This window comes from uncultured Marinobacter sp. (assembly GCF_913055835.1).
Taxonomy (GTDB): Bacteria; Pseudomonadota; Gammaproteobacteria; order Pseudomonadales; family Oleiphilaceae; genus Marinobacter.
The window spans coordinates 1-25,446 of sequence record NZ_CAJXKQ010000008.1 but is presented as its reverse complement, the minus strand read 5'-3'; the positions used below and the strand labels follow the sequence as shown (position 1 = coordinate 25,446).

At 57.3% G+C, this 25,446-nt stretch carries 23 protein-coding genes and 3 tRNA genes; 9 read left to right on the top strand and 17 right to left on the bottom strand.

Annotation, left to right across the window (positions count from 1 at the left end; translation table 11 throughout):
- Positions 1 to 7: 7 nt before the first annotated feature.
- From QZ534_RS06550 to QZ534_RS06525, 6 genes are all read right to left on the bottom strand, one after another.
- Positions 8 to 83, bottom strand: a tRNA-Val gene (locus QZ534_RS06550).
- A gap of 23 nt (positions 84 to 106) precedes the next feature.
- Positions 107 to 183, bottom strand: a tRNA-Asp gene (locus tag QZ534_RS06545).
- A 67-nt stretch (positions 184 to 250) separates the two neighbouring features.
- Positions 251 to 326 (bottom strand) — tRNA-Val (locus tag QZ534_RS06540).
- 172 nt (positions 327 to 498) lie between these two features.
- Entirely contained in the window at positions 499 to 756 is a 258-nt protein-coding gene (locus tag QZ534_RS06535) for a hypothetical protein (RefSeq protein ID WP_296932909.1), read from the bottom strand.
- Between the two features lie 49 nt (positions 757 to 805).
- Entirely contained in the window at positions 806 to 1,678 is an 873-nt protein-coding gene (locus tag QZ534_RS06530; RefSeq protein ID WP_296932907.1) for a DUF2846 domain-containing protein, read from the bottom strand.
- A gap of 139 nt (positions 1,679 to 1,817) precedes the next feature.
- A complete protein-coding gene (locus QZ534_RS06525; RefSeq protein WP_296932906.1) occupies positions 1,818 to 2,798 on the bottom strand; it encodes a hypothetical protein in 981 nt (326 codons plus the stop codon).
- Positions 2,799 to 3,094: 296 nt separating this feature from the next.
- On the opposite strand from QZ534_RS06525, the gene purE reads away from it, so the two are divergent.
- The 6 genes from purE (at position 3,095) to QZ534_RS06495 (ending at position 10,489) form a co-directional block, all read left to right on the top strand.
- On the top strand, positions 3,095 to 3,586 hold the full coding sequence (purE, locus tag QZ534_RS06520; RefSeq protein ID WP_296932903.1) for a 5-(carboxyamino)imidazole ribonucleotide mutase: 492 nt from the start codon (positions 3,095 to 3,097) through the stop codon (positions 3,584 to 3,586).
- Positions 3,587 to 3,757: 171 nt separating this feature from the next.
- Positions 3,758 to 4,876, top strand: a complete 1,119-nt coding sequence (locus tag QZ534_RS06515; RefSeq protein WP_296932898.1) for a 5-(carboxyamino)imidazole ribonucleotide synthase — start codon at positions 3,758 to 3,760, stop codon at positions 4,874 to 4,876.
- Positions 4,877 to 4,947: 71 nt separating this feature from the next.
- Positions 4,948 to 5,526 carry a superoxide dismutase [Fe] gene (sodB, locus tag QZ534_RS06510; RefSeq protein ID WP_064228770.1) on the top strand — a complete coding sequence of 193 codons (579 nt, stop codon included), beginning with the start codon at positions 4,948 to 4,950 and terminating at the stop codon, positions 5,524 to 5,526.
- A gap of 284 nt (positions 5,527 to 5,810) precedes the next feature.
- Complete coding sequence (locus QZ534_RS06505) at positions 5,811 to 7,871, top strand: bifunctional diguanylate cyclase/phosphodiesterase (RefSeq protein WP_296932894.1); 2,061 nt, start codon at positions 5,811 to 5,813, stop codon at positions 7,869 to 7,871.
- Positions 7,872 to 7,892: 21 nt separating this feature from the next.
- Positions 7,893 to 8,480, top strand: a complete 588-nt coding sequence (locus tag QZ534_RS06500; protein ID WP_296932890.1) for a LemA family protein — start codon at positions 7,893 to 7,895, stop codon at positions 8,478 to 8,480.
- Positions 8,481 to 8,491: 11 nt separating this feature from the next.
- Complete coding sequence (locus QZ534_RS06495; RefSeq protein ID WP_296932887.1) at positions 8,492 to 10,489, top strand: M48 family metallopeptidase; 1,998 nt, start codon at positions 8,492 to 8,494, stop codon at positions 10,487 to 10,489.
- Positions 10,490 to 10,491: 2 nt separating this feature from the next.
- On the opposite strand, the gene gspD is transcribed toward QZ534_RS06495, so the two are convergent.
- The 6 genes from gspD to QZ534_RS06465 form a co-directional block, all read right to left on the bottom strand.
- On the bottom strand, positions 10,492 to 12,441 hold the full coding sequence (gene gspD, locus QZ534_RS06490; protein ID WP_296932884.1) for a type II secretion system secretin GspD: 1,950 nt from the start codon (positions 12,439 to 12,441) through the stop codon (positions 10,492 to 10,494).
- 32 nt (positions 12,442 to 12,473) lie between these two features.
- On the bottom strand, positions 12,474 to 13,328 hold the full coding sequence (locus tag QZ534_RS06485; RefSeq protein WP_296932882.1) for a type II secretion system protein N: 855 nt from the start codon (positions 13,326 to 13,328) through the stop codon (positions 12,474 to 12,476).
- A gap of 1 nt (position 13,329) precedes the next feature.
- Positions 13,330 to 14,121: a type II secretion system protein N gene (gene gspN / locus QZ534_RS06480; protein WP_296932880.1), complete on the bottom strand. Its 792-nt coding sequence runs from the start codon at positions 14,119 to 14,121 to the stop codon at positions 13,330 to 13,332.
- Positions 14,122 to 14,284: 163 nt separating this feature from the next.
- Positions 14,285 to 15,937, bottom strand: a complete 1,653-nt coding sequence (groL, locus tag QZ534_RS06475; RefSeq protein ID WP_296932876.1) for a chaperonin GroEL — start codon at positions 15,935 to 15,937, stop codon at positions 14,285 to 14,287.
- A gap of 78 nt (positions 15,938 to 16,015) precedes the next feature.
- On the bottom strand, positions 16,016 to 16,303 hold the full coding sequence (gene groES, locus QZ534_RS06470) for a co-chaperone GroES (RefSeq protein ID WP_008171363.1): 288 nt from the start codon (positions 16,301 to 16,303) through the stop codon (positions 16,016 to 16,018).
- 194 nt (positions 16,304 to 16,497) lie between these two features.
- On the bottom strand, positions 16,498 to 17,046 hold the full coding sequence (locus tag QZ534_RS06465; protein WP_296932873.1) for an FxsA family protein: 549 nt from the start codon (positions 17,044 to 17,046) through the stop codon (positions 16,498 to 16,500).
- Positions 17,047 to 17,400: 354 nt separating this feature from the next.
- Between QZ534_RS06465 and QZ534_RS06460 the strand changes: the two genes are divergently transcribed.
- Complete coding sequence (locus QZ534_RS06460; RefSeq protein ID WP_153633643.1) at positions 17,401 to 18,162, top strand: SDR family oxidoreductase; 762 nt, start codon at positions 17,401 to 17,403, stop codon at positions 18,160 to 18,162.
- Positions 18,163 to 18,374: 212 nt separating this feature from the next.
- On the opposite strand, the gene QZ534_RS06455 is transcribed toward QZ534_RS06460, so the two are convergent.
- The 4 genes from QZ534_RS06455 to QZ534_RS06440 form a co-directional block, all read right to left on the bottom strand.
- Positions 18,375 to 18,893, bottom strand: coding sequence for a transposase (locus QZ534_RS06455; protein ID WP_366935811.1), 519 nt, complete (start codon positions 18,891 to 18,893; stop codon positions 18,375 to 18,377).
- A 153-nt stretch (positions 18,894 to 19,046) separates the two neighbouring features.
- A complete protein-coding gene (locus QZ534_RS06450; RefSeq protein WP_296932865.1) occupies positions 19,047 to 19,358 on the bottom strand; it encodes an MGMT family protein in 312 nt (103 codons plus the stop codon).
- A gap of 227 nt (positions 19,359 to 19,585) precedes the next feature.
- A complete protein-coding gene (locus tag QZ534_RS06445; protein WP_296932861.1) occupies positions 19,586 to 20,929 on the bottom strand; it encodes an MFS transporter in 1,344 nt (447 codons plus the stop codon).
- 78 nt (positions 20,930 to 21,007) lie between these two features.
- Entirely contained in the window at positions 21,008 to 21,490 is a 483-nt protein-coding gene (locus QZ534_RS06440; protein WP_008171349.1) for a YajQ family cyclic di-GMP-binding protein, read from the bottom strand.
- Positions 21,491 to 21,601: 111 nt separating this feature from the next.
- Here QZ534_RS06440 and QZ534_RS06435 point away from each other — a divergent pair, with 111 nt between their 5' ends.
- Together QZ534_RS06435 and QZ534_RS06430 are read left to right on the top strand one after the other, a co-directional pair.
- On the top strand, positions 21,602 to 22,573 hold the full coding sequence (locus QZ534_RS06435; protein ID WP_296932856.1) for a response regulator: 972 nt from the start codon (positions 21,602 to 21,604) through the stop codon (positions 22,571 to 22,573).
- Between the two features lie 477 nt (positions 22,574 to 23,050).
- Positions 23,051 to 24,082, top strand: coding sequence for an AraC family transcriptional regulator (locus QZ534_RS06430; RefSeq protein ID WP_296932851.1), 1,032 nt, complete (start codon positions 23,051 to 23,053; stop codon positions 24,080 to 24,082).
- A gap of 131 nt (positions 24,083 to 24,213) precedes the next feature.
- Here QZ534_RS06430 and QZ534_RS06425 read toward each other — a convergent pair whose 3' ends face one another.
- Positions 24,214 to 25,425: an argininosuccinate synthase gene (locus tag QZ534_RS06425; protein WP_296932848.1), complete on the bottom strand. Its 1,212-nt coding sequence runs from the start codon at positions 25,423 to 25,425 to the stop codon at positions 24,214 to 24,216.
- Positions 25,426 to 25,446: the final 21 nt, after the last annotated feature.

Sequence of the window (25,446 nt, the reverse complement as noted above, 5' to 3'; positions counted from 1 at the left end):
GGAATTTTGGTGGGTGGTACTGGGATCGAACCAGTGACCCTCGCCTTGTAAGGGCGATGCTCTCCCAGCTGAGCTAACCACCCGGGAATACTTTCTAAATAAAAAATGGCGGAGCGGACGGGACTCGAACCCGCGACCCCCGGCGTGACAGGCCGGTATTCTAACCAACTGAACTACCGCTCCGCATCAATTCCGGCCCTCGGGCCCGAACCTGAAACCGGATGGGGTGATCCGGTGATGCCTTCGAAAGTGGTGGGTGGTACTGGGATCGAACCAGTGACCCTCGCCTTGTAAGGGCGATGCTCTCCCAGCTGAGCTAACCACCCACTTTCAAACCTTTCTATCAATTCCAAAAGGCGCTCACTTGTTGTCCAGCTGTGCTGTCTCAACCAAGTGAGAGGCGCATTTTAAGCATTTGGCTGGCGGTGTCAAATATTTTCCCGGAAATTTCTTAAAAAACCTGCAAGCCATTCAAAAGCGTACAGTTTTTGAGCAAATTTACTTCCTTGCAGAAGTTTTGCGCGCCGTTTTTACAGCCCGTACAACCGGCCGATCCTGACCAGCCTGCTGCGCTTTCTCCTGCAGAGATAACTCGCTGACCCGGCTACGCCTGTCTTCGGGAACAGCGCGATCAGCGAGAGAGCAATTCAGATCGTCTAATCGCTTCTGCAGGTCACCCCAACTTTCCAGCAGTTGGGGAACGACATCATCCGCCAGTTTTTCAAATCTGAGTCGAAGAGAATCCTTGAGAGCCATCGTTTCTGAATTTCCCGAGTCTTTCACCTGCCGACAGTGTAGTCGGCACTCAGAAAATCCACCAGCCACCCCCGGATTCCGCCTCTTCCCGCCGTTCACGCTCCAGCTCAAGCTCCGCGTATTCCCGTTCCAGCTTCTCAATCTTGCGGTCCGTCTCCAGAGGAACCGTGGGGCCGCCGCCAAACGGCCAGAACCAGGAAGCGGATTCGTATTTGCCCTCTTCCTTCAAACGCTCGATCTCAAGCTCCCGCTCCTCTTCAAGCAGCACCAGTTGCCGCTCGTAATCCAGGTCTTCGTTCACTTCCACAATCGAGGTAGCTGCATGGTTCGGGGCCAACAGATCACTGTTCAGAAAACGGGTGGAAACAATCTCTTCCGCCTGCATGGCGTATTCACGCGTCACCAGCTGAAGGTCGCCCTGAGCCAGCGGGTGGTCAGGATCCAGATCAGGATGCCGTTGGTCCGGCTCCGAGAGCTCGTTGTAACGCAGGTAGTAGATCTTCCCGGGCTCAACCTCCAACGTGGCATCGGCGATCAGGCTCAGACTGAAAGAGTTCATCCCCTCCAGCCCCAGCAGTGGCCGACGCATGGCAATATGGCGCTCCCCGGGGCTTACCTCCAGCCAGGTGAAGCTGTCGTTGCGGATGTTGAAATAGTGGGTGTCATCTATGTAGACGCTGGGGGCCTCAATCTCATCGGCCGCCCATTGGGAATGGGTGCGGTAGAAATACAGCACGGCGTTGCGCCGGTCCCAGCTATCGTTATCGATGTGGACGAAATCATGGCCGGAAACCGGATGCAGGAACGAACCGACGCTTTTACCAATGGACTGGTAAACCGTGCACCCGGATACCGCCAGCAACAGAAGTAACGCCACCAGCGGCCGGAGAACGGAAAAAACGGAAGGCACTCGGGTTTTCATTGTTGTTAACTCTTCATCCTGATTGCGAGTTGCCTGATCATAACAACTGCAAATCGCCAGAAATGAGAGCTACCGCAAGGGATGGCTACAAACCGTTACAAAACCCGAAATGCGATGACCTGAACGCCTTGCGGGCCAGTTACTGCCCGCTGACCTGACTCCGCAGCTGGTTCACCTCCTCAGACAGCCGAACCAGACGGGACGTCAGCTGTGAGCGGGAAGCATCGATGGACTCCACCGTCCGCTTGAGACTGACCAAGTCATTCCGAAGTGCCTGAACCCGGCCGTCTCCGGCCAACTGATCCGTCTCCCGCTCCAGGGCCGAAATCCGCCCTTCCATGCCACTGATACCGAGCTTCTGCTCCTGCTCAAACCTCCGGATACGGCTTTCGATAACCTGATCCACATCCGCCAGTTGCTGACTCAGTTTCGTCAACTGATCCGTTGCCTGCCGGTTGGCATCCTCCAGCGCCGTGATCGACGTTTCCGTCTGCTGTTTGAGAGCTGCGATATCTGCTGAAAGCGATGACCGAACCTTCTCGACCGACGCTTCCAGAGCCCCAATCGACTGCTTGCCCTCCGCAAGGCCGGATTCCAACGCTGCAATCCGTTCCTGCTGTTCGTCCAGACGCTTCTTGTTCCGCTCATTGGCAATCGCCCAAAGCTTCCGGATCTCACTTTCCGCCGTATCCAGACGCTTCGTGTGCGCTGCCAGCTGATCCTCCAGAGACGCTCCCCGCTCCTGAAGGTTCTCCCCCGTCTCTGAAAGCTCACCCTCAAACCGGGCCAGCGCCAGCTTGCTCTGGCGAGCCCAGTAATCCGCTTCCTCAAGCTGGCCTTCCAACGCCTGAACCCGCTGCTCCTGCGAATACCAACCGGCACCGGCCGCCACGGCCAGCGCAATCAACAGCACCCACAGCATCGCCGAACTGCCGCGACCGTTGCCTCCAGAACCACCGCTACCGCCCTTGCCACCTTTGGGCGGCTTCGCTGGCGCCGACGGTTCGCCTTTCCCACCGGCAGATGGCCTGGACTTCTTCTCCGCCGCTTTCTTCGGCTCGGCACTACCAATCGGTCGTTCAGCCCTCAGCTCATCATCATCTGGACGAATGGGTTCCATTACAGCTCCTGACTATGGACGGTTAAAATAATAAGGTCTGATAATACCTGTACTTACCCGCAGGTAAAAATGAAGCTGCGCTCATGCCAAATCTTCCAGAGCGTTCGGGGCGGAGTTGAGAGGCCTTTTCCGGAAATGTCTGAAGCCAAGGATGGCTTCAGTCAAGCGCACAGGGATGTGCTCGTAGCGGTTTCCGGAAAAGGCCTCTCAACTGCGCCTTCCTCCCAGGTTTGTTGCATGGTAGGTAGGCAAAACATACAATGGCCGGCTTTCCAATTATCACAGGACTGTTGCATATGCAGCCGCTTGTAGGACTCATCATGGGCTCCAAATCCGACTGGCCCACCATGGAACACGCCGCCAACATGCTCGAAAAACTCGGCGTGCCCTATGAAACCAAAGTCGTCTCGGCCCATCGTACCCCGGATCTGCTGTTTGATTACGCCAAAACCGCCGCAGACCGCGGCCTGAAAGTGATCATTGCTGGTGCCGGCGGGGCAGCGCACCTACCTGGAATGGTTGCTTCCCAAACCGCCCTGCCGGTCCTGGGTGTGCCTGTTCAGTCCAAAGCACTGAACGGTCTGGATTCGCTGCTGTCCATCGTCCAGATGCCAGGCGGCATCGCCGTCGGCACACTGGCCATTGGCAAAGCCGGCGCAACCAACGCTGGCCTGCTGGCAGCGCAGATTATCGGCACCTCAGACGACAGCGTACGCAAAGCGGTTGAGCAGTTCCGGGCCACACAGACCGAAACGATTCTGGACAATCCTGATCCCAGAGATCAGTAAGCCCTCAGCTCTGGAGAAAGAAGCGGGCGGGACCTTGTGTCCAAAACACGCTACAAGCACATCCATGTGCGCTTGTTTCGGGCCGTCCCTGGCCCTCAACAGTTTTGGACACAAGGTCCCGCCCGCTTCCCCAACTTTTGAAATATGCCGAACAGAGGCAGGAGAACACAAATGAGAATTGGTGTACTGGGCGCCGGCCAACTCGGAAGAATGCTGGCACTGGCCGGATACCCACTGGCCAAGACTTTTGTTTTCTATGACATGTCCGGCAGCCCCAGTGCCGGCCTTGGTGAAGTCATCATCGACCGCGATGGCGAATACCTGGATGATTTCCTCTCAAGGGTTGACCGCGTTACCTACGAGTTTGAACACCTGCCGGTAGAGGTGGCGGAGAAGATCGCCGCCCACAAACCCGTTCACCCCTGCCCCCGGGCACTGCAGGTTTGCCAGAATCGCGAGGCGGAAAAAACGCTGTTCGGCCAACTGGGCATCCCCACGCCCAAGTGGAAAATTGCCGATAGCGCCGCCTCACTAAAAGCCGCTGCCGAAGAACTTGGCTGCCCGGTGGTGGCAAAGTCCAACACAGAAGGATATGACGGCAAGGGCCAGGCTGTGCTCAGAACACCCGAGGAAGCAGAGGCTGCATGGGCGTCCATTGGCCACCCGCGCCTGATCGTGGAAAAGTTTGTCGATTTTCATCGGGAAGTATCGATTATCGCCGTGCGTGCTGAAGACGGTGAACTGGCATTCTATCCGATGGCGGAGAACACCCACCACGAGGGCATCCTTCGTTACTCGATTGCTCCGGCACCGAAGCTCGAAAAACACATTCAGGAAGACGCCGAGCGCTACATCAAGGCACTACTGAACGAATTGAACTATGTCGGCGTATTAACACTTGAACTGTTCGAGACGGCCGATGGCCTGGTGGCTAACGAGATGGCCCCGAGGGTTCATAATTCCGGGCACTGGACCATCGAAGGGGCGATGACTAGCCAGTTCGAGAACCACATCCGCGCTGTGAGCGGCCACCCACTTGGAAACGTCGCGCCCCGTGGCGTAAGCTGCATGATCAATATCATCGGCGAGCATGGTGACATCGACCGAATCCTCGAACTGCCCTATGCCCATGTTCACCTCTATAATAAAGGTGAACGGCCGGGCCGGAAGTTGGGCCATGTGAACATACTGGCCGACAGCTACGAAGAACTGGTGTGGCGGGTGAAGAACTGCGCGCAGTTCCTGCCCGGTAGCCCCGAGTTTAAAAGTTCTTTAACACCAAAGGGTTGATCTGACTCAAATCGACCTTATATTGCTTTTACGTACACCAACATAAACAGAGAGACAGGGAGAACGACCTCATGGCATTTGAACTTCCCGCACTGCCTTATGAAAAGAACGCACTGGAACCGCACATCTCTCAGGAAACTCTTGAGTACCATTACGGCAAGCACCACAACACCTACGTCACCAAGCTCAATGGCCTGATCGAAGGTACTGACAACGCCAACAAGTCTCTTGAAGACATCATCAAGAGCGCCAGCGGCCCGCTGTTCAACAACGCCGCACAGGTCTGGAACCACACCTTCTACTGGCACTGCCTGAGCCCGAACGGTGGCGGTGAGCCAACCGGTGCTGCAAAGGAAGCTATCGAAAAGGCATTCGGTTCTTTCGAAGACTTCAAGAAAGAATTCAACGACAAGGCCGCCAACAACTTCGGTTCTGGCTGGACCTGGCTGGTGAAGAAAGCCGACGGCAGCGTTGGCATCGTTAACACCAGCAACGCGGAGACGCCGCTGACCGGTGCCGACAAGCCGGTACTGACCGTCGACGTGTGGGAGCACGCGTACTATATCGATTACCGCAACTCCCGTCCGAACTACCTGGAAGCTTTCTGGAACCTGGTCAACTGGGATTTCGTGAACGAAAACCTGGCCTGATCGAAGCTTCGCTTCCAGGCATAGCCTCTGCGGAGGCTGTGTTGAAACGCCCGCCCCTGGCGGGCGTTTTTGTGTCTGTCATACCAAAGCAATTACAATTTGATACAAGCACACCCTGAAATCTTTGAAAAAATCGCCGATACTCCATGAAGATATCGCAACTCTGAACCATACTTAGCAACAATAATCAGGGTGGGACCCCAGCACATCGCCCGAAGTGCGACATTTTCGCCCTGAACAGTGCGGAACGCTCGTCCTGCATAACCGGAACAAGACAGGCTTGAATGCAAAGATCCTTCGAGGTTGAACATCGCCTGGGCTATCGAATCTTACGGTGGATTCTCGCCGTGGCCCTTGTCAGTGGCGTTATTGTCAGCACCATACAGGTCATTCTGGATGCCCAGCGGGTGTCCAGGGGGCTGGATAGCGACGCCGATCAGACAATCGCGATGGTAAAAGACGCCGCCACACAGGCAGTGTTCAGCATAGATGCCGAACTTGCCCAGCAAGTGGTGGACGGCCTCTTTGCGAAGGAGGCGATACACATGGCCCAAATCGTTCATCCGGACGGTGAGCCACTCGGTAACCGCGAGCGTCCTTTGCAGCATACTGTCTTCCGGCCTGTGACTGACCCCTTCTTCGATGCTGAACGCCTGTTCCGGGAGCCTCTGTTCCGGGAAGGCAATCCGGAAGACGTCTACGGCTACCTGGATGTTCATTACGATACGGCGCCGGCAGCGCGCACGTGGCTTGATAGGGCCGCGGTCACCTTCGCGTCTGGCATAGCGACGGCCCTCATCCTCGGGATGGTGCTCTTCTATGTGTTCCATCTGCTTCTCACCCGCCCGCTCCTCAGAATTGTCAGCTCCGTGAAACAGGTAGACCCGGCCCACCCGGATGATCGCCTGGTCTCCACGCCAGCCGGTCATCAGAGTGACGAGCTGGGCCTATGGGTAAACGCCACCAACAATCTGCTGGTCGCCATTGGTGACAGCCAGAAACGTCATCGCGAAGCAGAGGATCGGGTCAGCCGCCTGTCCCGCTATGATCAGCTCACCGGCCTGCCCAGCCGGGATACTTTTATGGAATTGCTGGTGCGGGACATTGAAGAAGCCAACAAGCGTAACTCACAGCTGTCTCTGATTGTTTGTGGCATTGACGACTTCAAGTCGATAAACGAGCAGTGCGGTTTCCGCTCCGGCGATCTAATCCTGCAAACGGTTGCAGATCGGCTGACCAGCAAACTGGACAACGCCCGCTTTACCATTGCTCGCCTCGGCAGCGACCAGTTCGTGATTGTCCAGAAAGGGCTCCGGGACGGGTTTCAGGCAGCGGACACGGCCGAACGGATTCTTGCCTGCATCAGTACCCCCATGCTCGTTGACGATCAGAGCATTTCCATGACCGCTACCATGGGGGTTGCGCTGTACCCCTCTGACACCAACCAGCCAGACCGGCTGCTTCAGAGTGCCGAACAGACCATGACACTGGCCAAGCAGAATGGCCACAATCACTTCCAGTTCTACGTCGCCAGCATTGATCAGGAAATCCGGGACCGGAAACAACTGGAAAAAGATCTTTCCCAGGCACTTGCCAACCACCAGTTGCACCTCGTTTACCAACCCCAGATCAACCTCGAGAGCAAGCGGGTGATCGGGGCCGAGGCGCTGCTTCGTTGGGAGCACCCAACTCGCGGCATGGTTCCGCCAGACTTTTTCATTCCTGTGGCCGAAGCCAATGGCTCCATCGTTGATATTGGCCAGTGGGTTCTGGACCAGGCTTGTTGGCAGGCGTCGCGCTGGGCATCGGATGGCACGCCACTGCGGATTGCGGTTAACCTCTCGGCGGTTCAGTTGCGCCAGGAAACCATCGTCGATGACATCCTCGATACCCTGCGACGACACAAGATTCCTGCCGGGCGACTGGAACTTGAGGTAACCGAAACCAGCTTCATGACCAACCTTTCAGACGCCGTGGCCAAACTTCACAGGCTCAACAAGGCCGGAATCAGCATCGCCGTAGACGACTTCGGCACCGGTTATTCCTCCCTCACCTACCTCAAACAGATGCCCGTGCAGCATCTGAAAATCGACAAACAGTTTATCCGGGACCTGCTGGTCAACGAGGAAGACACCCGAATCGCAAACACCATCATCGATCTTGGCAAGAGTCTGAATCTGTCAGTGGTTGCTGAAGGTGTGGAAACGGCAGAGCAGGAATATTACCTGAGTCAGCGCGGCTGCAAGCTGGCTCAGGGTTATTTCTTCAGCAAGCCGCTGCCGCCGCGTGAATTTGAGACCTTCGTAAAAGGTTTCCACGAGCAAATCGTGGAAAATAACGCCTGATCCAAACCCTGAGGAGTTGCCATGGGAACTACCGTTATCGGCCTGATCGTTATTGCCGTCGTTGTTTTCTACCTGGTCTTTATCTACAACCGCCTGGTTTCCCTGCGCAACCAGTTCAAGAACGGGTTTGCCCAGATTGATGTGCAGCTTCAGCGCCGGCACGATCTTATCCCCAACCTGGTGGAAGCCGCCAAAGCCTACCTTACTCATGAGAAAAGCACCCTCACCCAGGTGATGGAAGCACGCAACAATGCGGTCAGCGCCCAAAAGGATGCCGCCAAGGATCCGGGAGACGGAACCAAAATCCAGCGCCTGGGCAGTGCCGAGAACCTGCTGACCAAGGCCCTTGCCAATTTTTACGCAGTGGCGGAGAACTATCCGGAGCTGAAGGCCAACGAAACCATCCAGCAGCTGATGGAAGAGCTCTCCAGCACCGAGAACCGCGTCGCCTTTGCCCGCCAGGCCTATAATGACGGCGTGATGAGCTACAACATTTTCCGGGAGCAGTTCCCCAACAACGTCATTGCCGGCATGTTTGCGTTCAAGGAAACCTCGCAACTGGAACTGGAATCACCGGAAGCCCGTCAGGCACCGAAAGTGGCCATCTGAGGCCCTGAGGCATGGCTCATCCCGGTTTCTTTCAGCGCCAGGCCCACGCCCGGCGCAACACCAGTCTGCTGGTATTTCTTTTCCTGACGGCGGTCGCGTTTATTACGCTCGCCGTCTGCCTCGTAGGGTATTTCGTAACCCGCAGTGAATCCTCAGGTCTCGCCTTCCACCACTGGCTGCTCTCCAACCATGGCCTTTTAACGGCCGTTACCGTTGTCGGGCTGATTGTTCTGGGTTCCCTACTCCGCTGGGTCGACCTGGCCGGCGGCGGCGACCGGGTTGCCAAAATGGTAGGCGCACGACCAATTGATCCGGATACCCGGGACAGCGACGAGCGCAAACTGCGCAACATTGTCGAGGAAATGGCCATTGCCAGCGGTGTCTCCGTGCCGGAACTCTATGTGATGGACCAGGAAACCGGCATCAATGCGTTCGTGGCAGGCTATACGCCCGGCGAAGCCGTCATGGTCGTGACCCACGGCGCCATCACCCAGTTGTCCCGTGATGAACTGCAGGGCGTGGTGGCCCACGAATTCAGCCATATTTTCAACGGCGACATGCGGCTGAACGTCCGGCTGATTGCTTTGCTCGCCGGCATCCTGATGATCGGTCAGATTGGCGGCTTCCTGCTTCGAGCTTCCTTCTATCGTGGCCACAGAGTGGGTCGATCCCGGGACGGAAGGGCCCAGGCGGCGATGGGCATTATCGGCCTGGCCCTGTTCGTGATTGGTTATGTCGGGGTTTTCTTTGGCCGGCTGATCCAGGCGGCCGTCTCCCGGCAACGGGAGATGCTGGCGGATGCTTCTTCTGTGCAGTTTACCCGGAACCCCGAGGGCATCGCCGGCGCCCTGTTCAAGATTGGCATGAAGGGCGGCTACCTGGACACCACCAGCCATGCCAGTGATATGAATCACATGTGTTTCGGCGAAAGTGCCCGGATGAAGTTTACCTCGCTGCTGGCATCCCATCCGCCGATTGACGAACGAATCAATGCCATTAAGCCGGGCATGCTGGCCAGATTGCGAAGCCGGCTGAGGGATACCGAGCCCGGTGCCGACCTTTACCGCAGTTCCTCACCGGCTACAGAAGCCGGCGCTTCCGGCTTCACCGGCGCGGCATCCGACATCCTCGGACCAATCACCGGCAAGACCGGGAGAACCTCGCCCCTGGCGTCGACCCCGGAGGCACCGATCAAGCCGGGGCGGAAATTCTCAGACCAGGTTGGAACCATCAACCGGCAAAGCGAAGACTTCGCATTGCGCTTTCTGGAGCGACTGCCAGCCACCTTCCGGAACCTTCTGTATACCCGGGCCGGGGCTGCCCAGCTTTGCTACGCCATGCTGATCAGTGAACTGCCGCGCCCACAGCAAAACGAACGACTGGACCTGTTGCCGGCTCACCCGGTATTGGGCAGCCAGCCACAGCTGCTGGAGAAGCTCTTACCCGCCCTGAAGACTATTGGGGATGGCGTCCGCTTTCCTGCCCTGGAGCTGGCCATGCCGGCGTTGCGCAAGCTGGACCCGGAAGAACGGGAGATGCTGATCACCAACGTTCAGAAACTGGTGGCGGCGGACAACCGGGTAACCCTGTTTGAACTGGCCCTGACAAGCTTCCTGTCACGGCACCTGGGTGATGAGGCGGCCAGAGTGGTTCCCGTTCGCTACAAGAGCTACAAACCGGTCATGCCGGCCCTGCAGCGGCTCCTGAGCCTGATGGCGCGGGCGGGTTCTGAGTCCCAGGCTGAGGCCGAAAAGCTCTACCGGGAAGCCATGGCAGGATTCATGAATGCGAAGGATGGTGTTGAACCGGTGCTGGAGAAAGTCACCATGCGCCAGCTGCGGGAGGCTTTGACTGCACTCAACGGCCTCTCGCCACTGCTAAAACCGGCGATCATTGATGCCTGCGGGCACTGCATCACCCATGATGGCAAGGTGGAAACAAAGGAATACGAACTGATGCGACTGGTGGCGGATCAGATGGATTGTCCGATGCCGCCACTGGCTGTCTGAGCCTACTGGACCCGGGAGCCCCCGCCTTCGAACAGCGCATCCACCGTCGGGCGCTGCTCTTCCGTCGGGACACCCAGTTTTTCCCGGATGTTCAGGTTCACGTCCCAGAGCTGATTGAATTTGTCGGAGGTTGCTGCAACAGCCTCCTCTTTGCCCAGCATGATCTTCGGGCGCAGGAACACCAGCAGGTTACGCTTTACCCGACGCTCCGACTCCGATGAGAACAGGCGTCCGATAAACGGAATATCACCCAGCAGGGGCACCTTGCTCTTGTTGACCTGGTAATCATCCCGGGTCAAACCGCCCAGTACGATGGTCTCACCGTCATCGGCGAGCACCGTGGTCTTGATTTCCCGCTTGTTGGTGACGATATCCGAGGCGTCCTCGATACTGTCTGCCACGTTCTCCGTGGTCTGTTCTACCACCAGACGTACCAGGCCATCGGCGCTGATGGTCGGGGTAACCTTGAGGGTCAGACCGATATCGCGACGCTCGATGGTGGTGAACGGGTTGGTGGTGCCATCACCAGTAACTGTTGACTGGCCGGTACGGAACGGCACGTTCTGGCCCACGATAATTTCTGATTCCTGGTTGTCCAGGGTAATGATGCTCGGCGTGGAAAGCAGGTTTGCCGCCGCCGAGGTGGAAAGCGCCTGCAGGAGAATGCCCCAACTCACACCATCCTCGTTCCGCTGCCCGGCGCCGACGGTGATACCACCTACTGCCGGAGTAATGGCGGACTCGGTGAGAATCGCGCTGAGCACCTCGCCCAGACTGCGACCCACGTTGCCGAAGTTGGTACCGGCAACCGGTGTGGATTCGCCGGACTCATCACCCACCGCAACCTGGACGCCCAGATCCTGGCCCAGTTCGTCACTGATCTCGACAATTGCAGCCTCAATCATCACCTGTGCACGACGCACATCCAGAGCGGCAACAATCTGTTCGGCTTCCTGCATCAGGGACGGCTCGCCGCGCACCACCAGAGCGTTCAAGCCCTCATCGGCAAAAACTGCGAAGCTACTCTGTGGCTTGGTACCGCCTGCACCTCCCGAGCCTGTGCCCTCTTTCACCAGCTCGCCCATAACCCCCTTCAGAATCTCAGTGAGGTTTTTGGCGTCGGCGTGCTTCAACCGGAGGACCTTGGTGGTGCCGCCAGTCGCCGACGGTTGATCCAGTTGCCGGATCAGGCCGCGCATCTTGTCTCGGAAAGTTTCATCGCCCCGCAGAATGAGCCGGTTGCTGCGCTCGTCAGCGGTCACACTGTATTTTCTGGCCGCGTTGTCGCCACCAGCCCGGCCCAACTCATCCGGGGCCAGCTCCTGCAGCAGCGTCACCATATCACCGACCCAGGCTTCCTGAAGCTGGATGACTTCCACTTCGTACTTGGACGGGCTATCCAGTTCCCGGACAATCTGCTCGATACGCTGAATGTTCGAGGAATGATCGCTGATGATCAAAGCGTTGGCAGCGGCCACACCGGCCAGGTGGCCGTACTTGGCGACCAGCGGACGCAGAATCGGCACCAGCTCCAGGGCATTGGCGTTGTCGATCTGGATAACCCGGGTGATCAACTGCTCGGAGGGCGTTTCGGGAAAGCGCTCCAGAATCTCCGCCGACTGCTTGGCGTCAACCTGCTGCACCACCTTGATCACTTCTTCGCCGGGAATGGCAGTAAAGCCGTGAACATTAAGAACAGCCAGGAACAGATCGTAAATTTCATCCTTGTTCATGGGCGCGCTGGAAAGCACGGTGACCTTGCCCTTCACCCTGGGATCCACCACAAAACTGTACCCGGTAATATCAGCCACCTGAGTCACGAAGGCGCGGATATCGGCGTCTTTCAGATTCAGCCGCCATGTCTCGGCATCCTGCCCGTGCGCCATGGACATAAAGGGCAGGAGAACAAGCAGGACAATGGCCCGCAAAAGATTGGTCTTGTGGTTATACATCTGGCGATTTCGTCCTGTTTCGATGAACCCGGTCAGCGCCACTGCTCGGGTATGGCATAACTGATGGTGAGGATGGATCCGTCACGCTCTATTTCTATTTCCAGCTGGGCCTGGCCGCGCCAGCTCTCCAGCAGGGCTTTGTCCTGGCTGATATCACCCAATCGCTGGCCGTTGATCGCGGTAATCACGTCTCCGGCCTGCAGGTTGACGGCATTCAGCATGGGATTGGAGCCGTCGTATACGTACCCGGACATGCCGCTGTCATCCACCGGGCTCAACCCGAAGGGCGCGAGTGCGGCAATGCCCTGGCTATCAATCTGTTCACGGGCGCTGGCCAGGAACTCATCCGGTCCTGATTCTGCCGGCTCGGCGGCTACCTCTGCAACCAGATCCGAAGACACCTGCTCTTCAAACGTCAGGGTCTCGTAGCGTCCGCCGCGACGAATCAGGATGCGACCGGGTTCCACCTCCGCCAGCTCGGCGTTGCCGGGCAACATTTCTCCTACCCGGTAATAGGCCGTTTCGCCATTGCTTCCAGCAACTATAGCACCGGAGTCCTCCGGGCGCTGTGCTACCAGTACGCCTTCCAGCCTGAGCCGAAGACGGGTTTCGGGGGCCGACCGGCGAACAGCCTCAGCCACCTCAACCGGCCGCTCCGAACGCCCGAAAAAATCATAGACGGCCATGGAGGTTGTCAGGCGGCTGCTCCCGGCCATGTTCCCTGCGCTACCTGTGGTTGGCGCGCTTGCAACCGGCCTGTCGTCCCAGGCGAACAGCCAGGTCATCCGTGCCAGCGTGACAGCCAGATATACCACCAGCATCAGCAGCAATAGGTTCGCCAGAACCCGCGAAATCCGGCTCTGGGCCGGCGTACTCAACAGGGCCATACTATCGTGCCCCCGGTACGAGAGGCTGGCGCACCCGGAACACCACATCGCCGGGGCTGGCAGAATCCGGCCAGGGCTGGCCGGCAAGATCCACCATGCGCTTGTAGACACGCAGCTCCATCATTCCGTTCCACAGTATGGAGGCATCTGCCGCCGGCCCTTCTCCGCCCCGTTCTGAAACGGTCAGCGCAACACCGCCCTGGGTGGTATCCATGGTTGCCTGCATGGGCGGAAAATCTGCCTGACCCCGCTGATCGCCCATTGGCCAGGTTACCAGGCCTCCGTCCCAGCGCCCCAGGCCTTCGGCCCGGGTAATCCGGTTATCGGCCCAGGCCATGTTCAGTCGGTCGATTATCACCTCGCCTTCGATCATTGCACCACCACTCTGGCGGATCAGTTCTTCGAATTCGGCCACCATGACCCGACCATTGGCATGCAGCTGAACGCTTGCTGGCCAACCGATCGTAACATCGCCGTCGAGCGAAGAGTGTGAAGATTCCGCAGAAATTCTGACGGGCCACTCAAGACTGGTAACGGAAGGCATGTGCAGATTCCAGTCAACACGGAGCGGGAAGCCGGCAACAACAACCCCGGCCTCACCATCCCAGACTTTTCCGGCAACCTGTCGAACCTGAACCTGGGGCGGCAAAGAAACGTGAGCGGAAGCCTGCTGCCAGACCCACCCGGCGGGTACCAGAAAGACCAGTGACAGCACATAAACCAGAGCGCCCAGCAGCAGGAGCAAAAATACCTTGCCGGGGCGAAGAAAGGATTTGGGTTCAGCGTCACTCATTCGGCGTTGCACAGATAATGGACCGGAAGCCGAGTCTAGCAAAGGCATGGGGCAAGTTCATGACAAAAAAACAAAAACCCCGCGTCAGCGTGAACCAACGCGGGGTTTTCAGTGGTGATCGGGCAGCGCCCCGAGCTTCGGAGCGCCTGGGATCAGGCCGGCATTACATCATGCCGCCCATGCCTCCCATTCCGCCCATGCCACCCATGTCCGGCATACCGCCGCCGGCTTTCTCGTCTTCCGGCTCATCCGCAACCATCGCCTCGGTCGTGATGATCAGGGACGCAACGGAAGCGGCCGCCTGCAGTGCAGAACGGGTAACCTTGGCAGGATCCAGGATACCCATTTCCAGCATGTCGCCGTACTGCTCGGTGGAGGCGTTGAAACCGAAGGAGCCTTCGCCTTCACGAACCTTGGCAACCACCACAGAAGACTCGCCGCCTGCGTTGTATACGATCTGGCGCAGCGGGGCTTCCATGGCACGGCGCAGGATGTTTACACCGGCTTTCTGCTCTTCGTTGATGGCATCGACCTTGTCCAGAGCCGCGATGGCACGGATCAGGGTAACGCCGCCACCCGGCACAATGCCCTCTTCAACCGCAGCGCGGGTAGAGTGCAGTGCGTCTTCAACGCGGGCCTTCTTCTCTTTCATTTCCACTTCGGAACCGGCACCAACCTTGATGACGGCAACACCGCCAGCCAGCTTGGCAACACGCTCCTGCAGCTTCTCCTTGTCGTAATCGGAAGAGCTGTCTTCGATCTGCTTGCGGATCTGCTCAACGCGAGCTTCGATGTCCGCCTGTGCACCGGCACCGCCGATGATGGTGGTGTTTTCCTTGGTGACGTTCACACGCTTGGCTGTGCCCAGGTCATCCAGGGTGGTGTTTTCCAGAGTCAGGCCGACCTCTTCGGAGATCACGGTACCACCGGATAGGATGGCGATGTCCTGCAGCATTTCCTTACGACGGTCACCAAAGCCAGGCGCCTTCACAGCGTTGACTTTCACGATGCCACGCATGTTGTTCACAACCAGAGTTGCAAGCGCTTCGCCTTCGATGTCTTCAGCGATGATCTGCAGCGGCTTGCCAGCCTTGGCGACAGCTTCCAGCACCGGCAGCAGCTCGCGGATGTTGGAGATCTTCTTGTCGACCAGCAGGATGTACGGGTCTTCCAGCTCGGCAGACATGTTGTCCTGGTTGTTGATGAAGTACGGGCTCAGGTAACCGCGGTCGAACTGCATGCCTTCAACCACGTCCAGCTCGTCTTCAAGGCCACGGCCTTCCTCAACGGTGATGACGCCTTCCTTGCCAACTTTTTCCATCGCGTCAGCAATGATCTTGCCGATGGTCTCGTCACCGTTGGCAGAGATGGTGCCCACCTGGGCGATCATCTTGCTGTCGTCGCAGGGCTTGGCCATATCGCGGATCGCTTTGACCGCTTCGGTAGTGGCCTTGTCGATGCCACGCTTCAGATCCATCGGGTTCATACCGGCAGTAACCGCCTTCACACCCTCGTTAACGATGGACTGGGCCAGAACGGTTGCTGTGGTAGTACCGTCACCAGCGGTATCGTTGGCTTGGGAAGCCACTTCTTTCACCATCTGGGCGCCCATGTTCTCGAACTTGTCAGACAGTTCGATTTCCTTGGCTACGGAAACACCATCTTTGGTGATGGTCGGCGCGCCGAAGGACTTTTCCAGAACCACGTTGCGGCCTTTCGGGCCGAGGGTCACTTTAACCGCGTCTGCCAGAACGTTGACGCCTGCGACCATGCGCTTACGCGCGCTATCACCGAATTTAACGTCTTTTGCTGCCATGTCTTCTATTCCTGTTCGTTAAACCGAAGTCGTTGAATCAATCGGATTAATGAGAGTTCGTGCGATTCGCCTGAGCGATCACTCAAGCACGCCGTAGATGTCGCTCTCGCTCATGATGAGCAGCTCTTCGCCGTCGATCTTGACGGTGTTACCGGCGTACTGGCCGAAGACCACGGTGTCACCCACCTTGACCGCCAGTGAGCGGGTTTCGCCGTTTTCCAGGATGCGACCGTTACCAACGGCAATCACTTCGCCCTGGGAAGGCTTCTCTTTGGCGTTACCCGGCAGCACGATGCCACCCGCAGTTTTCTCTTCTTCTTCCTTACGGCGCACGACAACACGATCGTGTAGCGGACGAATTTTCATTGCTCGGTTTCTCCAATAGTCAGATTAATGTGGCAATGACATTGTTGATGTAGGTCGGATTAGCGAAGCGTAATCCGACAAATTGCCCGGCTGCTAACCGTCTGTTTTTCAGTGGTTATCAGCCTGCAGCGAACTTGTGGTTCCTATTTGGGGTAGCAGGTAGGTGTTTTCAACACCCCGGAGAGAAAATTTTTTCACTTTTTTTCGATCCGGTCCCGATCGGATTCCGTCTCGTCCTGGTACTCACCTTCAATGATGTCGCCATTGCTGTCCCGGTCAAACGGGCGTTGCCGGCCGAACGGGTTTTCCCGGCCGCCAAACGAATCCTGCCCGAACGGATTGGAACCGCCACCGGCGCGAAAATAGAAGCTGCTGCCACGGCTTTGACCAGCCACAACCATCCGCTTGAGCGCCTGGGCTGCGAGCCAGTGGCGGGTGCCCGGAATCAGGCACAGGAAGCCCACAGTATCGGTAATAAAACCCGGCGTCAGCAGCAAGGCACCGCCAATAGCCAGAATCAGCCCCTCGGCAACCTCCTTGGCAGGCAATTCGCCACTGTTCAACCGCTGGTTGGCCTTCAAGAGCGTTGCCAGACCCTGCTGGCGAAGCAGCCACGCACCGATCACGGCAGTCAGCAGCACCAGCCCGATGGTATTGAGCACACCGATCATGCCGCCGACCTGAATCAGGACTGCCATCTCGGCGATTGGCATGATAATGAAAAGAAAAAGGAAAAGGGACAAAGTGCCTCCATTGGTTCAGATACTGTCGGGTTACGCTTCGCCAGGCCGACTTCGGCTATGCTCCGATCTTGGGTGTCTTTTTGTCGGGTTACGCTTCGCTAACCCGACCTACAGTACCGGCACGCACATCAAAAGTAGGTCGGATTAGGCGAAGCCGTAATCCGACGCAAGCCCGGTAGGTCAGATCAGCGACGCCTCATCCAACGCAAGCCTGGTAGGTCGGATTAGCGAAGCCGTAATCCGACAAGGATAAAACCCCACCATAGTCGTATTTGATATACTCCGCGCACAAAAATAACCGCACAGACGCACAGCAACCGTAAAACCACCTGATAACAGTAGTTAGGGCAAAACATGAAACTTCAAGATTCCGTGATTGCAATTACCGGCGGCGGCCAGGGCCTTGGCCGCGCCATGGGTGAATACCTTGCCGCCAAAGGGGCAAAAGTCGCGCTGATCGACCTGATGCCGGAGAAACTGGACGAAGCCGTGGCAGCCTGCAAAGCCGCCGGCTCGGAAGCCAGAAGCTACGTTTGCAACGTTGCCAAAGAAGAAGACGTCGAAAAAACCTTTGAAGCCATCGTAAAAGACTTCGGCCACCTCAATGGCCTGGTCAACAACGCCGGTATCCTGCGGGACGGCCTGATGGTCAAAGTGAAGGATGGCGAAGTCGAGCGCCGCATGGAGCTGTCCCAGTGGCAGGCGGTTATCGACGTCAACCTCACCGGGGTATTCCTCTGCGGCCGCGAAGCCGCCACCCAGATGATCAAGAATGGCGACCAGGGCGCGATCATCAACATCGCCTCCATTTCCCGTGCCGGCAACATGGGCCAGAGCAACTATTCCGCCGCCAAGGCCGGTGTCTCTGCACTGGTACCCGTGTGGGCCAAGGAACTCGCCCGTTACGGTATCCGCTGTGCCGGCATCGCCCCGGGCTTCATCGAAACCGAAATGACAGCTTCCATGAAGCCTGAAGCCCTGGAGAAAATGACCGCAGGCATTCCGCTCAAGCGCATGGGCAAGCCGGAAGAAATTGCTTCGGCTGCGGCGTTCATCTTTGAGAACGACTATGTGTCAGGGCGGATGATTGAAGTGGATGGGGCTCTGAGGCTCTAATTCCGCCGGAACCGAAGTGAATTGTCGGATTACGGCCCTTTGGGCCTAATCCGACCTACAATTTCCGCGCCTGCCTCCCGCACCCCGTAGGTCGGATTAGCGAAGCGTAATCCGACAAGAGCCATTCGCCACCGACAAAACCATCCATCACGGGTAGGTCGGATTAGCAAAGCGTAATCCGACAACAAATTCGAAATCTACCAGCCAAGCACCTACTCCCGCCCAACCCCAACCAACAGTTCCTCATCAACCGCCCAATCCCGCGGCAAAACACCCTCACGAACATACCGATGAAAACTCGAATACGGCCAATCCGATGCCCTGGCGACATACCCATGCTTCACCGGATTAAAATGGATGTAATCCACATGCCGCTCAAAGTCCTGACCATCCCGAATCGTATGCTCCCAGAACCGCTTCTGCCATAGCGAGCCATTTACACCCATTGGAAGCCCCGGGATGTCTTTAGCTCCCTTCGTAAACCCAGTCTTTATTAATCGCCAACGCCTGGAGAAATCATTATCGCCCTCGGGCAATGTCCATATGCTGTGAAGATGATCCGGGAGCACTACCATGGCATCCATTGAGAAAGGATATCGCCGCATGACGGAGCGGAATGATGACCGCAGGCAGGCAACGGCAGCGGGTGAACTGAAAACAGGTGTTCGATTTGCGGTTCCGACGGTGAAGAAATAGGTGCCGCCTTGTACGCGGTTTCTGCGGTAGTTCATCATACGTCCTTGTATGAAGTGGATGTGTTGTCGGGTTATGGCTCTTCGTGCCTAGCCCGCACTACGATTTAGGAGTTTTGGGTTGTCGGATTACGGCTTTGCCTAATCCGACCTACTGTCAATCCGATTTATGGTTGCTTTGCCTACTCCGACCTACGGTTGCCACTGAAAGCGGCGCATGGAGACGCGGCCGTTGGTGACCTCTACGCCCTCCCCCTTCAATCTGCCAACCTGAGTTTCGTACGCGTCGGAGCCTTCCGGGAACGCGATCTGGCCGTTGCTGCGGATCACCCGAAACCAGGGGATGCTGTGGCCGGCGGGCAACTTGCCCAGCGCACGGCCAATATATCTGGCCTGGCGGCCGAGGCCGGCCATGGCGGCTATCTGGCCATAACTGGCCACCTGGCCGGGCGGGATTGCGGCGACGACTTGCCAGATTTTTTGGTCCTTTGTTGGTTCGGACATGCTTTAGGCGTCTCGTTCTTTGTCGGATTACGCTTTGCTAATCCGACCTACGGAGCCGCGTTCAACTCCTCACAATTGTAGGTTGGATTAGCCGCTGGCGTAATGCAACGGCCTCTGTCGGATTACGCTCCGCTAATCCGACCTACGGAGCCGAGTTCAACTCCTCACAATCGTAGGTTGGATTAGCCGCAGGCGTAATCCAACGGTTTTTGTCGGATTAGGCTCCGCTAATCCGACCTACTTTCCGCTTCTTCATCAGGCTTCGATTCATTGCGCGGTGCCAATGCATCCAATCGATGGCCATTTCGGATCATGAAAATGGCCAACAGAATGGCAGGCACGCCCATGATGCCGGCTACCAGGAAGAATTCGGCGTAACCGAAGCCCGCCACAACAATGCCCGAGAACCCTCCCAGGAACTTACCTGGCAGGGTCATCAGGGAACTGAACAGGGCGTACTGCGTGGCTGTGAACGAGGCACTGGTCATGCTGGAGAGCCAGGCAATCAGGGCAACATTGGCAATGCCGCCACTGAGGTTATCGGCGCTAACCACTGCGGCCAGGGTGATGATGTTGGGTGGATACTGGGCCAGCAAGACGAACAGCAGATTGGTGGCCGCGGTCATGACCGCCCCCAACAGAAGAATCCGGCGAACGCCGTAACGAACCACCATCACCCCACCAACCAGCGAGCCGGCGATGGTCATGAAGAAGCCAAAAATCTTGGTCACATCCGCCACCTGGGTTTTGCTGAAGCCCATGAAATCCAGGTAGAAGGGATTGGCCATTACGCCCATGGCGATGTCCGAGATCCGGTAGACGGCAACCATAAGCAAAATAATGAGGGCCAGCTCTTTGTACCGGCGGAAGAAATCCAGAAACGGGCCGGCCACGGCGGCGTAGAACCAGCCAACCAGTCTCGCCAGGCGGGGATTCAGATGGGTTCGCTTGGCGGCCTCCTGCTCGATCTTGTGAGCGATGTCCTGGGCGGCGGCAAAGTGGTTTACGCTGGGCTCGCGAACGATGAGAACGGTGAGCGCGCCAACCCCCACCAGGGCCGCCATCACCTCATAGGACACCTGCCAGGACCAGAACTCCGCCAGGTAAAGAGCACCGGCGCCGGCTACCAGCAGTGCCAGCCGGTAGCCAAAGATATAGGTTGCAGCCAGTGCTGCCTGCAGCCGTTCCTCGGCAATCTCGATACGGTAGGCATCAATGGCCACATCCTGGGTAGCTGAGGAAAAAGCCACCAGCAGGCCACATAGCGCCATCATTTCCGGAGCTGCCGTGGCGTCCACCTGAGCCATCAGGTAAAGCCCCGTGGCGATCCCCGCCTGCGCAAAGATGATCCAGCTTCGTCTTTTGCCCAGCAGCCGGTCGAGCAGCGGCAGTTTCAGGCGGTCCACGATGGGCGCCCAGAACACCTTGATGGAGTAGGTAATGCCCAGCCAACTGAAAAACCCGATGGTGGCGGTTTCCACCCCGACATCCGCGAGACGGGCATTCAGCGTGGAAAACACCAGCAGGAACGGCAAACCCGCCGAAAAGCCCAGGAATAACAGGGCAATCACCTGCCAACGCGTGTAGGTGTAGAGCGTGTCCCGAATCAGGGTCAGGCGGGTGCCGGTTAAGATGGTGAAGCCTCCGGATCAGTCGCGGAAATTATTGAACTGCAGCGGAATATCCAGCTCAGCTTCGCGCAGCATGGCAATGGCTTCCTGGAGATCGTCCCGTTTCTTGCCGGTCACCCGCACCTTATCGCCCTGGATACTGGCCTGGACCTTCATCTTCTGGTCCTTGATCATCTTTACAATCTTCTTGGCCATATCCGTTTCAATGCCCTGCTTCAGCAGCAAGTGCTGCTTTACCAGCTTGCCGGACTTGCTGTCACCATCTTCTGCCAGCGCGCGGGCATCGATATTCCGCTTGGCAAACGCCATCCGCAGCATATCCAGCAACTGCTCCAGCTGAAACTCCTGCTCGGCACTGATGGTAATGCCCTTGTCGTCCAGCTCAATGTCGGCTTCAACGTTCTTGAAATCCCAACGATTGCCCAGCTCCCGCTTGGCCTGGTCGACCGCATTGGTCACTTCGTGCATATCGATTTCTGAAACAATGTCAAAAGAAGGCATGGTCGTTATTCTCCAACAGGGTAAGAAGGTATACTTCTTCAATTTGCTGGGGATGATACCAACCCCCGGCAACTCCCGCACCTGACAACGGACTGGTAAAAGTAGATAACAATGCCAAATCTGGACCTGCCCATCCTTGTAGTAGATGACGCGAAATTCAGCAGTATGGTGGTTGGCCGCACGCTGCGAAATGCCGGCTATCGCGACGTACGCATCGTGAACAACGCACCGGAAGCCCTCAAGCTGATCGAACAGCGCCCGGTGAGCGTGCTGATTGCAGACTGGCTGATGCCCGAGATGGATGGCCTGGAACTCACGGACCAGGTGCGACAACAGGACGAGCAGAACAACCATTACACTTACGTGATCCTGCTCACCGCCCGGGAAAGCGTCGAGGCCCTCTCCGAAGCCTTCGACCGGGGCGTCGACGACTTCATCTACAAGTCCGACATGACCAAGCAGCTTATACCCCGCATCTTCGCAGCAGACCGAATGGCTGACCGCCAAAACACCCTGCTACGGGCCAACTCTCTGCTGATCGAGAACAACCGGGAACTGGAATCCACCAACATCATTGATCTGGAAACCGGCCTCTGCAACACCAAATACGGCCGTGAGCGGCTGACCAAAATGCTGCGCCACGCCGAATCCCGCGGCGGCTGCTCTGCTTACGTACTGTGCGGCATCCGCAACTGGCAGGAGCTCAAACGGAAACACCCGCCCACAGTGATGAGCGAACTAGCCATCGGCATTGCCCGCCGCCTGAGCACCCTGATTCGCCCCATCGATGCCCTGTGCCGCGTTGGCGACAACCAGTTCGCCATCATCGCCTACTTCCCGAACAGCGACCACTGCACCACCACCGCCTTCCGGCGCGTGTTCGACGGCATCAACCACAAGGCCCTGAAAACCACAGCCGGCTATATCTCGGTAGAAGCCGGCATGGTGCTGTGCAAAGCCGACGCCCAAAATGGCACGCCGTCGATCCAGGACATGGAACGGGCCGCCGTGCAGGGGTTGGTGGATGCGTATGATACACGGCGGTTTACCGAGACAGCGCCAGAAGTTAGTGCAACGGCATAATCTGTTTTTCGGATTACGGCTTCGCCTAATCCGACCTACGGATGACACACAGCTTCGGGCAGGGATGTTCATGTCGGATTACGCTTCGCTAATCCGACCTACGGAAATCTAATGAATCGGTAGGGTAGGTCGGATTAGCGCAGCGTAATCCGACAACCAACCCCACAAACAAGCCCCATTCCAGCGACACACTCGGTAACACTGATACACACTTCACAAACAGACAGGAAGGCACGGAAGACTTATTCTGCAATTGTGGATTTAAGCAGTATCCCCCATGGCGGAGGAGCCGAGTAGTACCTCCGCCGCCATATGGGGAATCGAATCCACCGGATTAACGAATTTTTCAGGCACTTTCGTTCTTTCCTTGTTTTTAGGCCAGCTTTTTAGCTGGCCTTTTTATTTTCCACTCCAGACGTTTCCGCACCAGTTCCGTTATACTCCCGCTATAACGATTCCAAAAACAGTGCTGTAACCATGAAAACCCTCGGAACCGCCTCTGTCGCCGCCCTGCGCCAATACGTTCGTGCCGCCGAATCCGCCGGCGTGGATATCAATCGCCTTTTCGACCAGACCGGCCTGGACCAGAACATCCTCGACACCGACGACGGCCGCATTAACGGCGAGCAGTTCCAGCACTTTATCCGCTTATTGTGCGAACAAACCGGCAACCCGATCCTGGGCCTGGAAACCGGCGACTTCGTTCAACCCGGCTCCTACAGCGTGCTTGGCTACATCACCATGAGCTGCGCCACCCTGGGCGAAGCCGTGGCACGCATTGCGCCGTTCGAAAAACTCGTCGGAGACATGGGTACAACCAGCCTCGCCATGAAAGGCGAAGACATCAAACTGACCTGGAACTGCAACTACACCGATCCCATCGTCCGACCGCAACTGGTGGATAACGTGTTTGCCTCCTGGGTGAACTACGCCCGCTGGCTTGCGGATAATCAGCAGGCATCACCCAGCTCGGTAAGACTCCGGCGTGAATCGCCCGGCTCAGAGTTTGAGAAAGCCTATCAAGAGCGCTGGCACTGCCCGGTCACTTTCTCAGCGCATGACGACAGCATCACCCTAAAGAAAACCCTGCTGGAAACCCGGCTGAGACAACCAGACCCCCTGCTGCGCAAAACCCTGGAAGCCCACGCCCTGAGCCAGCTCGCCTCCCTGGATACCAACAGCGACCTGACCTCAAAGGTCCGCCACAGCATTCAGCAACAACTTATGCACGGTATTACAAGGCAAGACATGGTGGCCGAAGACCTCGGCATGACCAGCCGGACCCTGCAAAGAAAACTCGGTCAGGAAGGCGTGTCCTACCAGAAACTTTTAGATGAGGTGCGGCAAAAAATGGCCGAGGACTATCTACAAAACAGCGAGTTGGCCATTCCGGATATTGCACTCAGGCTGGGATACAGTGAAACCACCTCGTTTCACAGGAAGTTCAAGGCGGTGACGGGGAAGACGCCGGGAGAGTTTCGTCAACTTGAGACAAACCTGAAAGCCTGAACGATCAAGGCCGGTGCAAGCTTCCAGAAACGTGGAGCGCCAGGGATGGCGCGACCGAGCCCTACAGGGACGTATTCACGGGCGTTTTCTGGAAGCTTGCACCGGCCTTGGTCCGGCACGAAGCCTCAGTCTTACAGCTTGCGGCCTTTGCCAGCAGCAATCCGCAGACGCAGCGCATTCAGCTTGATGAAGCCTTCCGCATCCTTCTGATCGTATGCACCCTGATCTTCCTCAAAGGTGGCAATCTTCTCATCGAACAGAGAATCCTCAGACTTGCGGCCAACCACATCCACATTGCCCTTATAGAGCTTCAGACGAACAGTACCGTTTACATAGTTCTGAGTCTGATCGATCAGCGCCTGCAGAGCCTCACGCTCCGGGGACCACCAGTAACCGTTGTAGATCACCTCGGCGTAGCGCGGCATGATGCTGTCTTTCAGGTGCGCCACTTCACGATCCAGGGTAATGGATTCAATGGCACGGTGGGCACGCAGCATGATGGTACCGCCCGGGGTTTCGTAACAGCCGCGGGACTTCATGCCGACATAGCGGTTCTCGACGATATCCAGACGGCCAATGCCGTTGGCACCCGCCAGCTTGTTCAGGGTTTCCAGAACCACGTGGGGCTTCATGTCCTGACCGTCGATGGCAACAATGTCGCCCTTCTTGTAGGTCAGCTCAACGTAGGTCGGCTCATCCGGCGCAGCTTCCGGAGACACACTCCAGCGCCACATATCTTCCTCGGCTTCCGCCCAGGGATCTTCGAGGTTGATACCTTCGTAAGAGATGTGCAGCAGGTTGGCATCCATGGAGTACGGGCTCTTGCCCTTCTTCTTCTCCACCGGAATGTTGCGCTCATCACAGTAGGCCAGCAGCTTCTCGCGGGAATTCAGGTCCCACTCACGCCAGGGTGCAATCACCTTTACACCCGGCTTCAGCGCGTAGGCACCGAGCTCGAAACGCACCTGGTCATTACCCTTGCCGGTTGCGCCATGGGAAATCGCATCGGCGCCGGTTTCATTGGCGATATCGATCAAACGCTTGGCAATCAGAGGACGGGCAATGGACGTACCCAGAAGGTACTCACCCTCATAGATGGTGTTCGCGCGGAACATCGGGAACACGTAATCGCGCACAAACTCCTCGCGCAGGTCCTCGATGTAGATTTCCTTAACGCCCAACGCCTCGGCTTTCGCCCGCGCCGGCTCAACTTCCTCGCCCTGGCCAATGTCGGCGGTGAAGGTCACCACCTCACAGTTATAGGTATCCTGCAACCACCGAACGATAACGGAAGTATCCAGGCCACCGGAATAGGCCAGCACCACCTTTTTGATATCAGACATGCCCTTGCTCCAGACTGAACA

What these genes read in the sequence shown, in the direction of transcription:
- sodB (WP_064228770.1), top strand. Translation starts at nt 4,948, where the DNA reads ATGGCATTTGAACTTCCCGCACTGCCTTATGAAAAGAACGCACTGGAA.
- groL (WP_296932876.1), bottom strand. Translation starts at nt 15,937, where the DNA reads ATGGCAGCAAAAGACGTTAAATTCGGTGATAGCGCGCGTAAGCGCATG.
- QZ534_RS06505 (WP_296932894.1), top strand. Translation starts at nt 5,811, where the DNA reads ATGCAAAGATCCTTCGAGGTTGAACATCGCCTGGGCTATCGAATCTTA.
- QZ534_RS06435 (WP_296932856.1), top strand. Translation starts at nt 21,602, where the DNA reads ATGCCAAATCTGGACCTGCCCATCCTTGTAGTAGATGACGCGAAATTC.
- QZ534_RS06495 (WP_296932887.1), top strand. Translation starts at nt 8,492, where the DNA reads ATGGCTCATCCCGGTTTCTTTCAGCGCCAGGCCCACGCCCGGCGCAAC.
- QZ534_RS06515 (WP_296932898.1), top strand. Translation starts at nt 3,758, where the DNA reads ATGAGAATTGGTGTACTGGGCGCCGGCCAACTCGGAAGAATGCTGGCA.
- QZ534_RS06460 (WP_153633643.1), top strand. Translation starts at nt 17,401, where the DNA reads ATGAAACTTCAAGATTCCGTGATTGCAATTACCGGCGGCGGCCAGGGC.
- QZ534_RS06430 (WP_296932851.1), top strand. Translation starts at nt 23,051, where the DNA reads ATGAAAACCCTCGGAACCGCCTCTGTCGCCGCCCTGCGCCAATACGTT.
- purE (WP_296932903.1), top strand. Translation starts at nt 3,095, where the DNA reads ATGCAGCCGCTTGTAGGACTCATCATGGGCTCCAAATCCGACTGGCCC.
- QZ534_RS06535 (WP_296932909.1), bottom strand. Translation starts at nt 756, where the DNA reads ATGGCTCTCAAGGATTCTCTTCGACTCAGATTTGAAAAACTGGCGGAT.
- QZ534_RS06530 (WP_296932907.1), bottom strand. Translation starts at nt 1,678, where the DNA reads ATGAAAACCCGAGTGCCTTCCGTTTTTTCCGTTCTCCGGCCGCTGGTG.
- QZ534_RS06440 (WP_008171349.1), bottom strand. Translation starts at nt 21,490, where the DNA reads ATGCCTTCTTTTGACATTGTTTCAGAAATCGATATGCACGAAGTGACC.
- QZ534_RS06525 (WP_296932906.1), bottom strand. Translation starts at nt 2,798, where the DNA reads ATGGAACCCATTCGTCCAGATGATGATGAGCTGAGGGCTGAACGACCG.
- gspD (WP_296932884.1), bottom strand. Translation starts at nt 12,441, where the DNA reads ATGTATAACCACAAGACCAATCTTTTGCGGGCCATTGTCCTGCTTGTT.
- QZ534_RS06500 (WP_296932890.1), top strand. Translation starts at nt 7,893, where the DNA reads ATGGGAACTACCGTTATCGGCCTGATCGTTATTGCCGTCGTTGTTTTC.
- QZ534_RS06485 (WP_296932882.1), bottom strand. Translation starts at nt 13,328, where the DNA reads ATGGCCCTGTTGAGTACGCCGGCCCAGAGCCGGATTTCGCGGGTTCTG.
- gspN (WP_296932880.1), bottom strand. Translation starts at nt 14,121, where the DNA reads ATGAGTGACGCTGAACCCAAATCCTTTCTTCGCCCCGGCAAGGTATTT.
- QZ534_RS06450 (WP_296932865.1), bottom strand. Translation starts at nt 19,358, where the DNA reads ATGTCCGAACCAACAAAGGACCAAAAAATCTGGCAAGTCGTCGCCGCA.
- QZ534_RS06425 (WP_296932848.1), bottom strand. Translation starts at nt 25,425, where the DNA reads ATGTCTGATATCAAAAAGGTGGTGCTGGCCTATTCCGGTGGCCTGGAT.
- groES (WP_008171363.1), bottom strand. Translation starts at nt 16,303, where the DNA reads ATGAAAATTCGTCCGCTACACGATCGTGTTGTCGTGCGCCGTAAGGAA.
- QZ534_RS06455 (WP_366935811.1), bottom strand. Translation starts at nt 18,893, where the DNA reads ATGAACTACCGCAGAAACCGCGTACAAGGCGGCACCTATTTCTTCACC.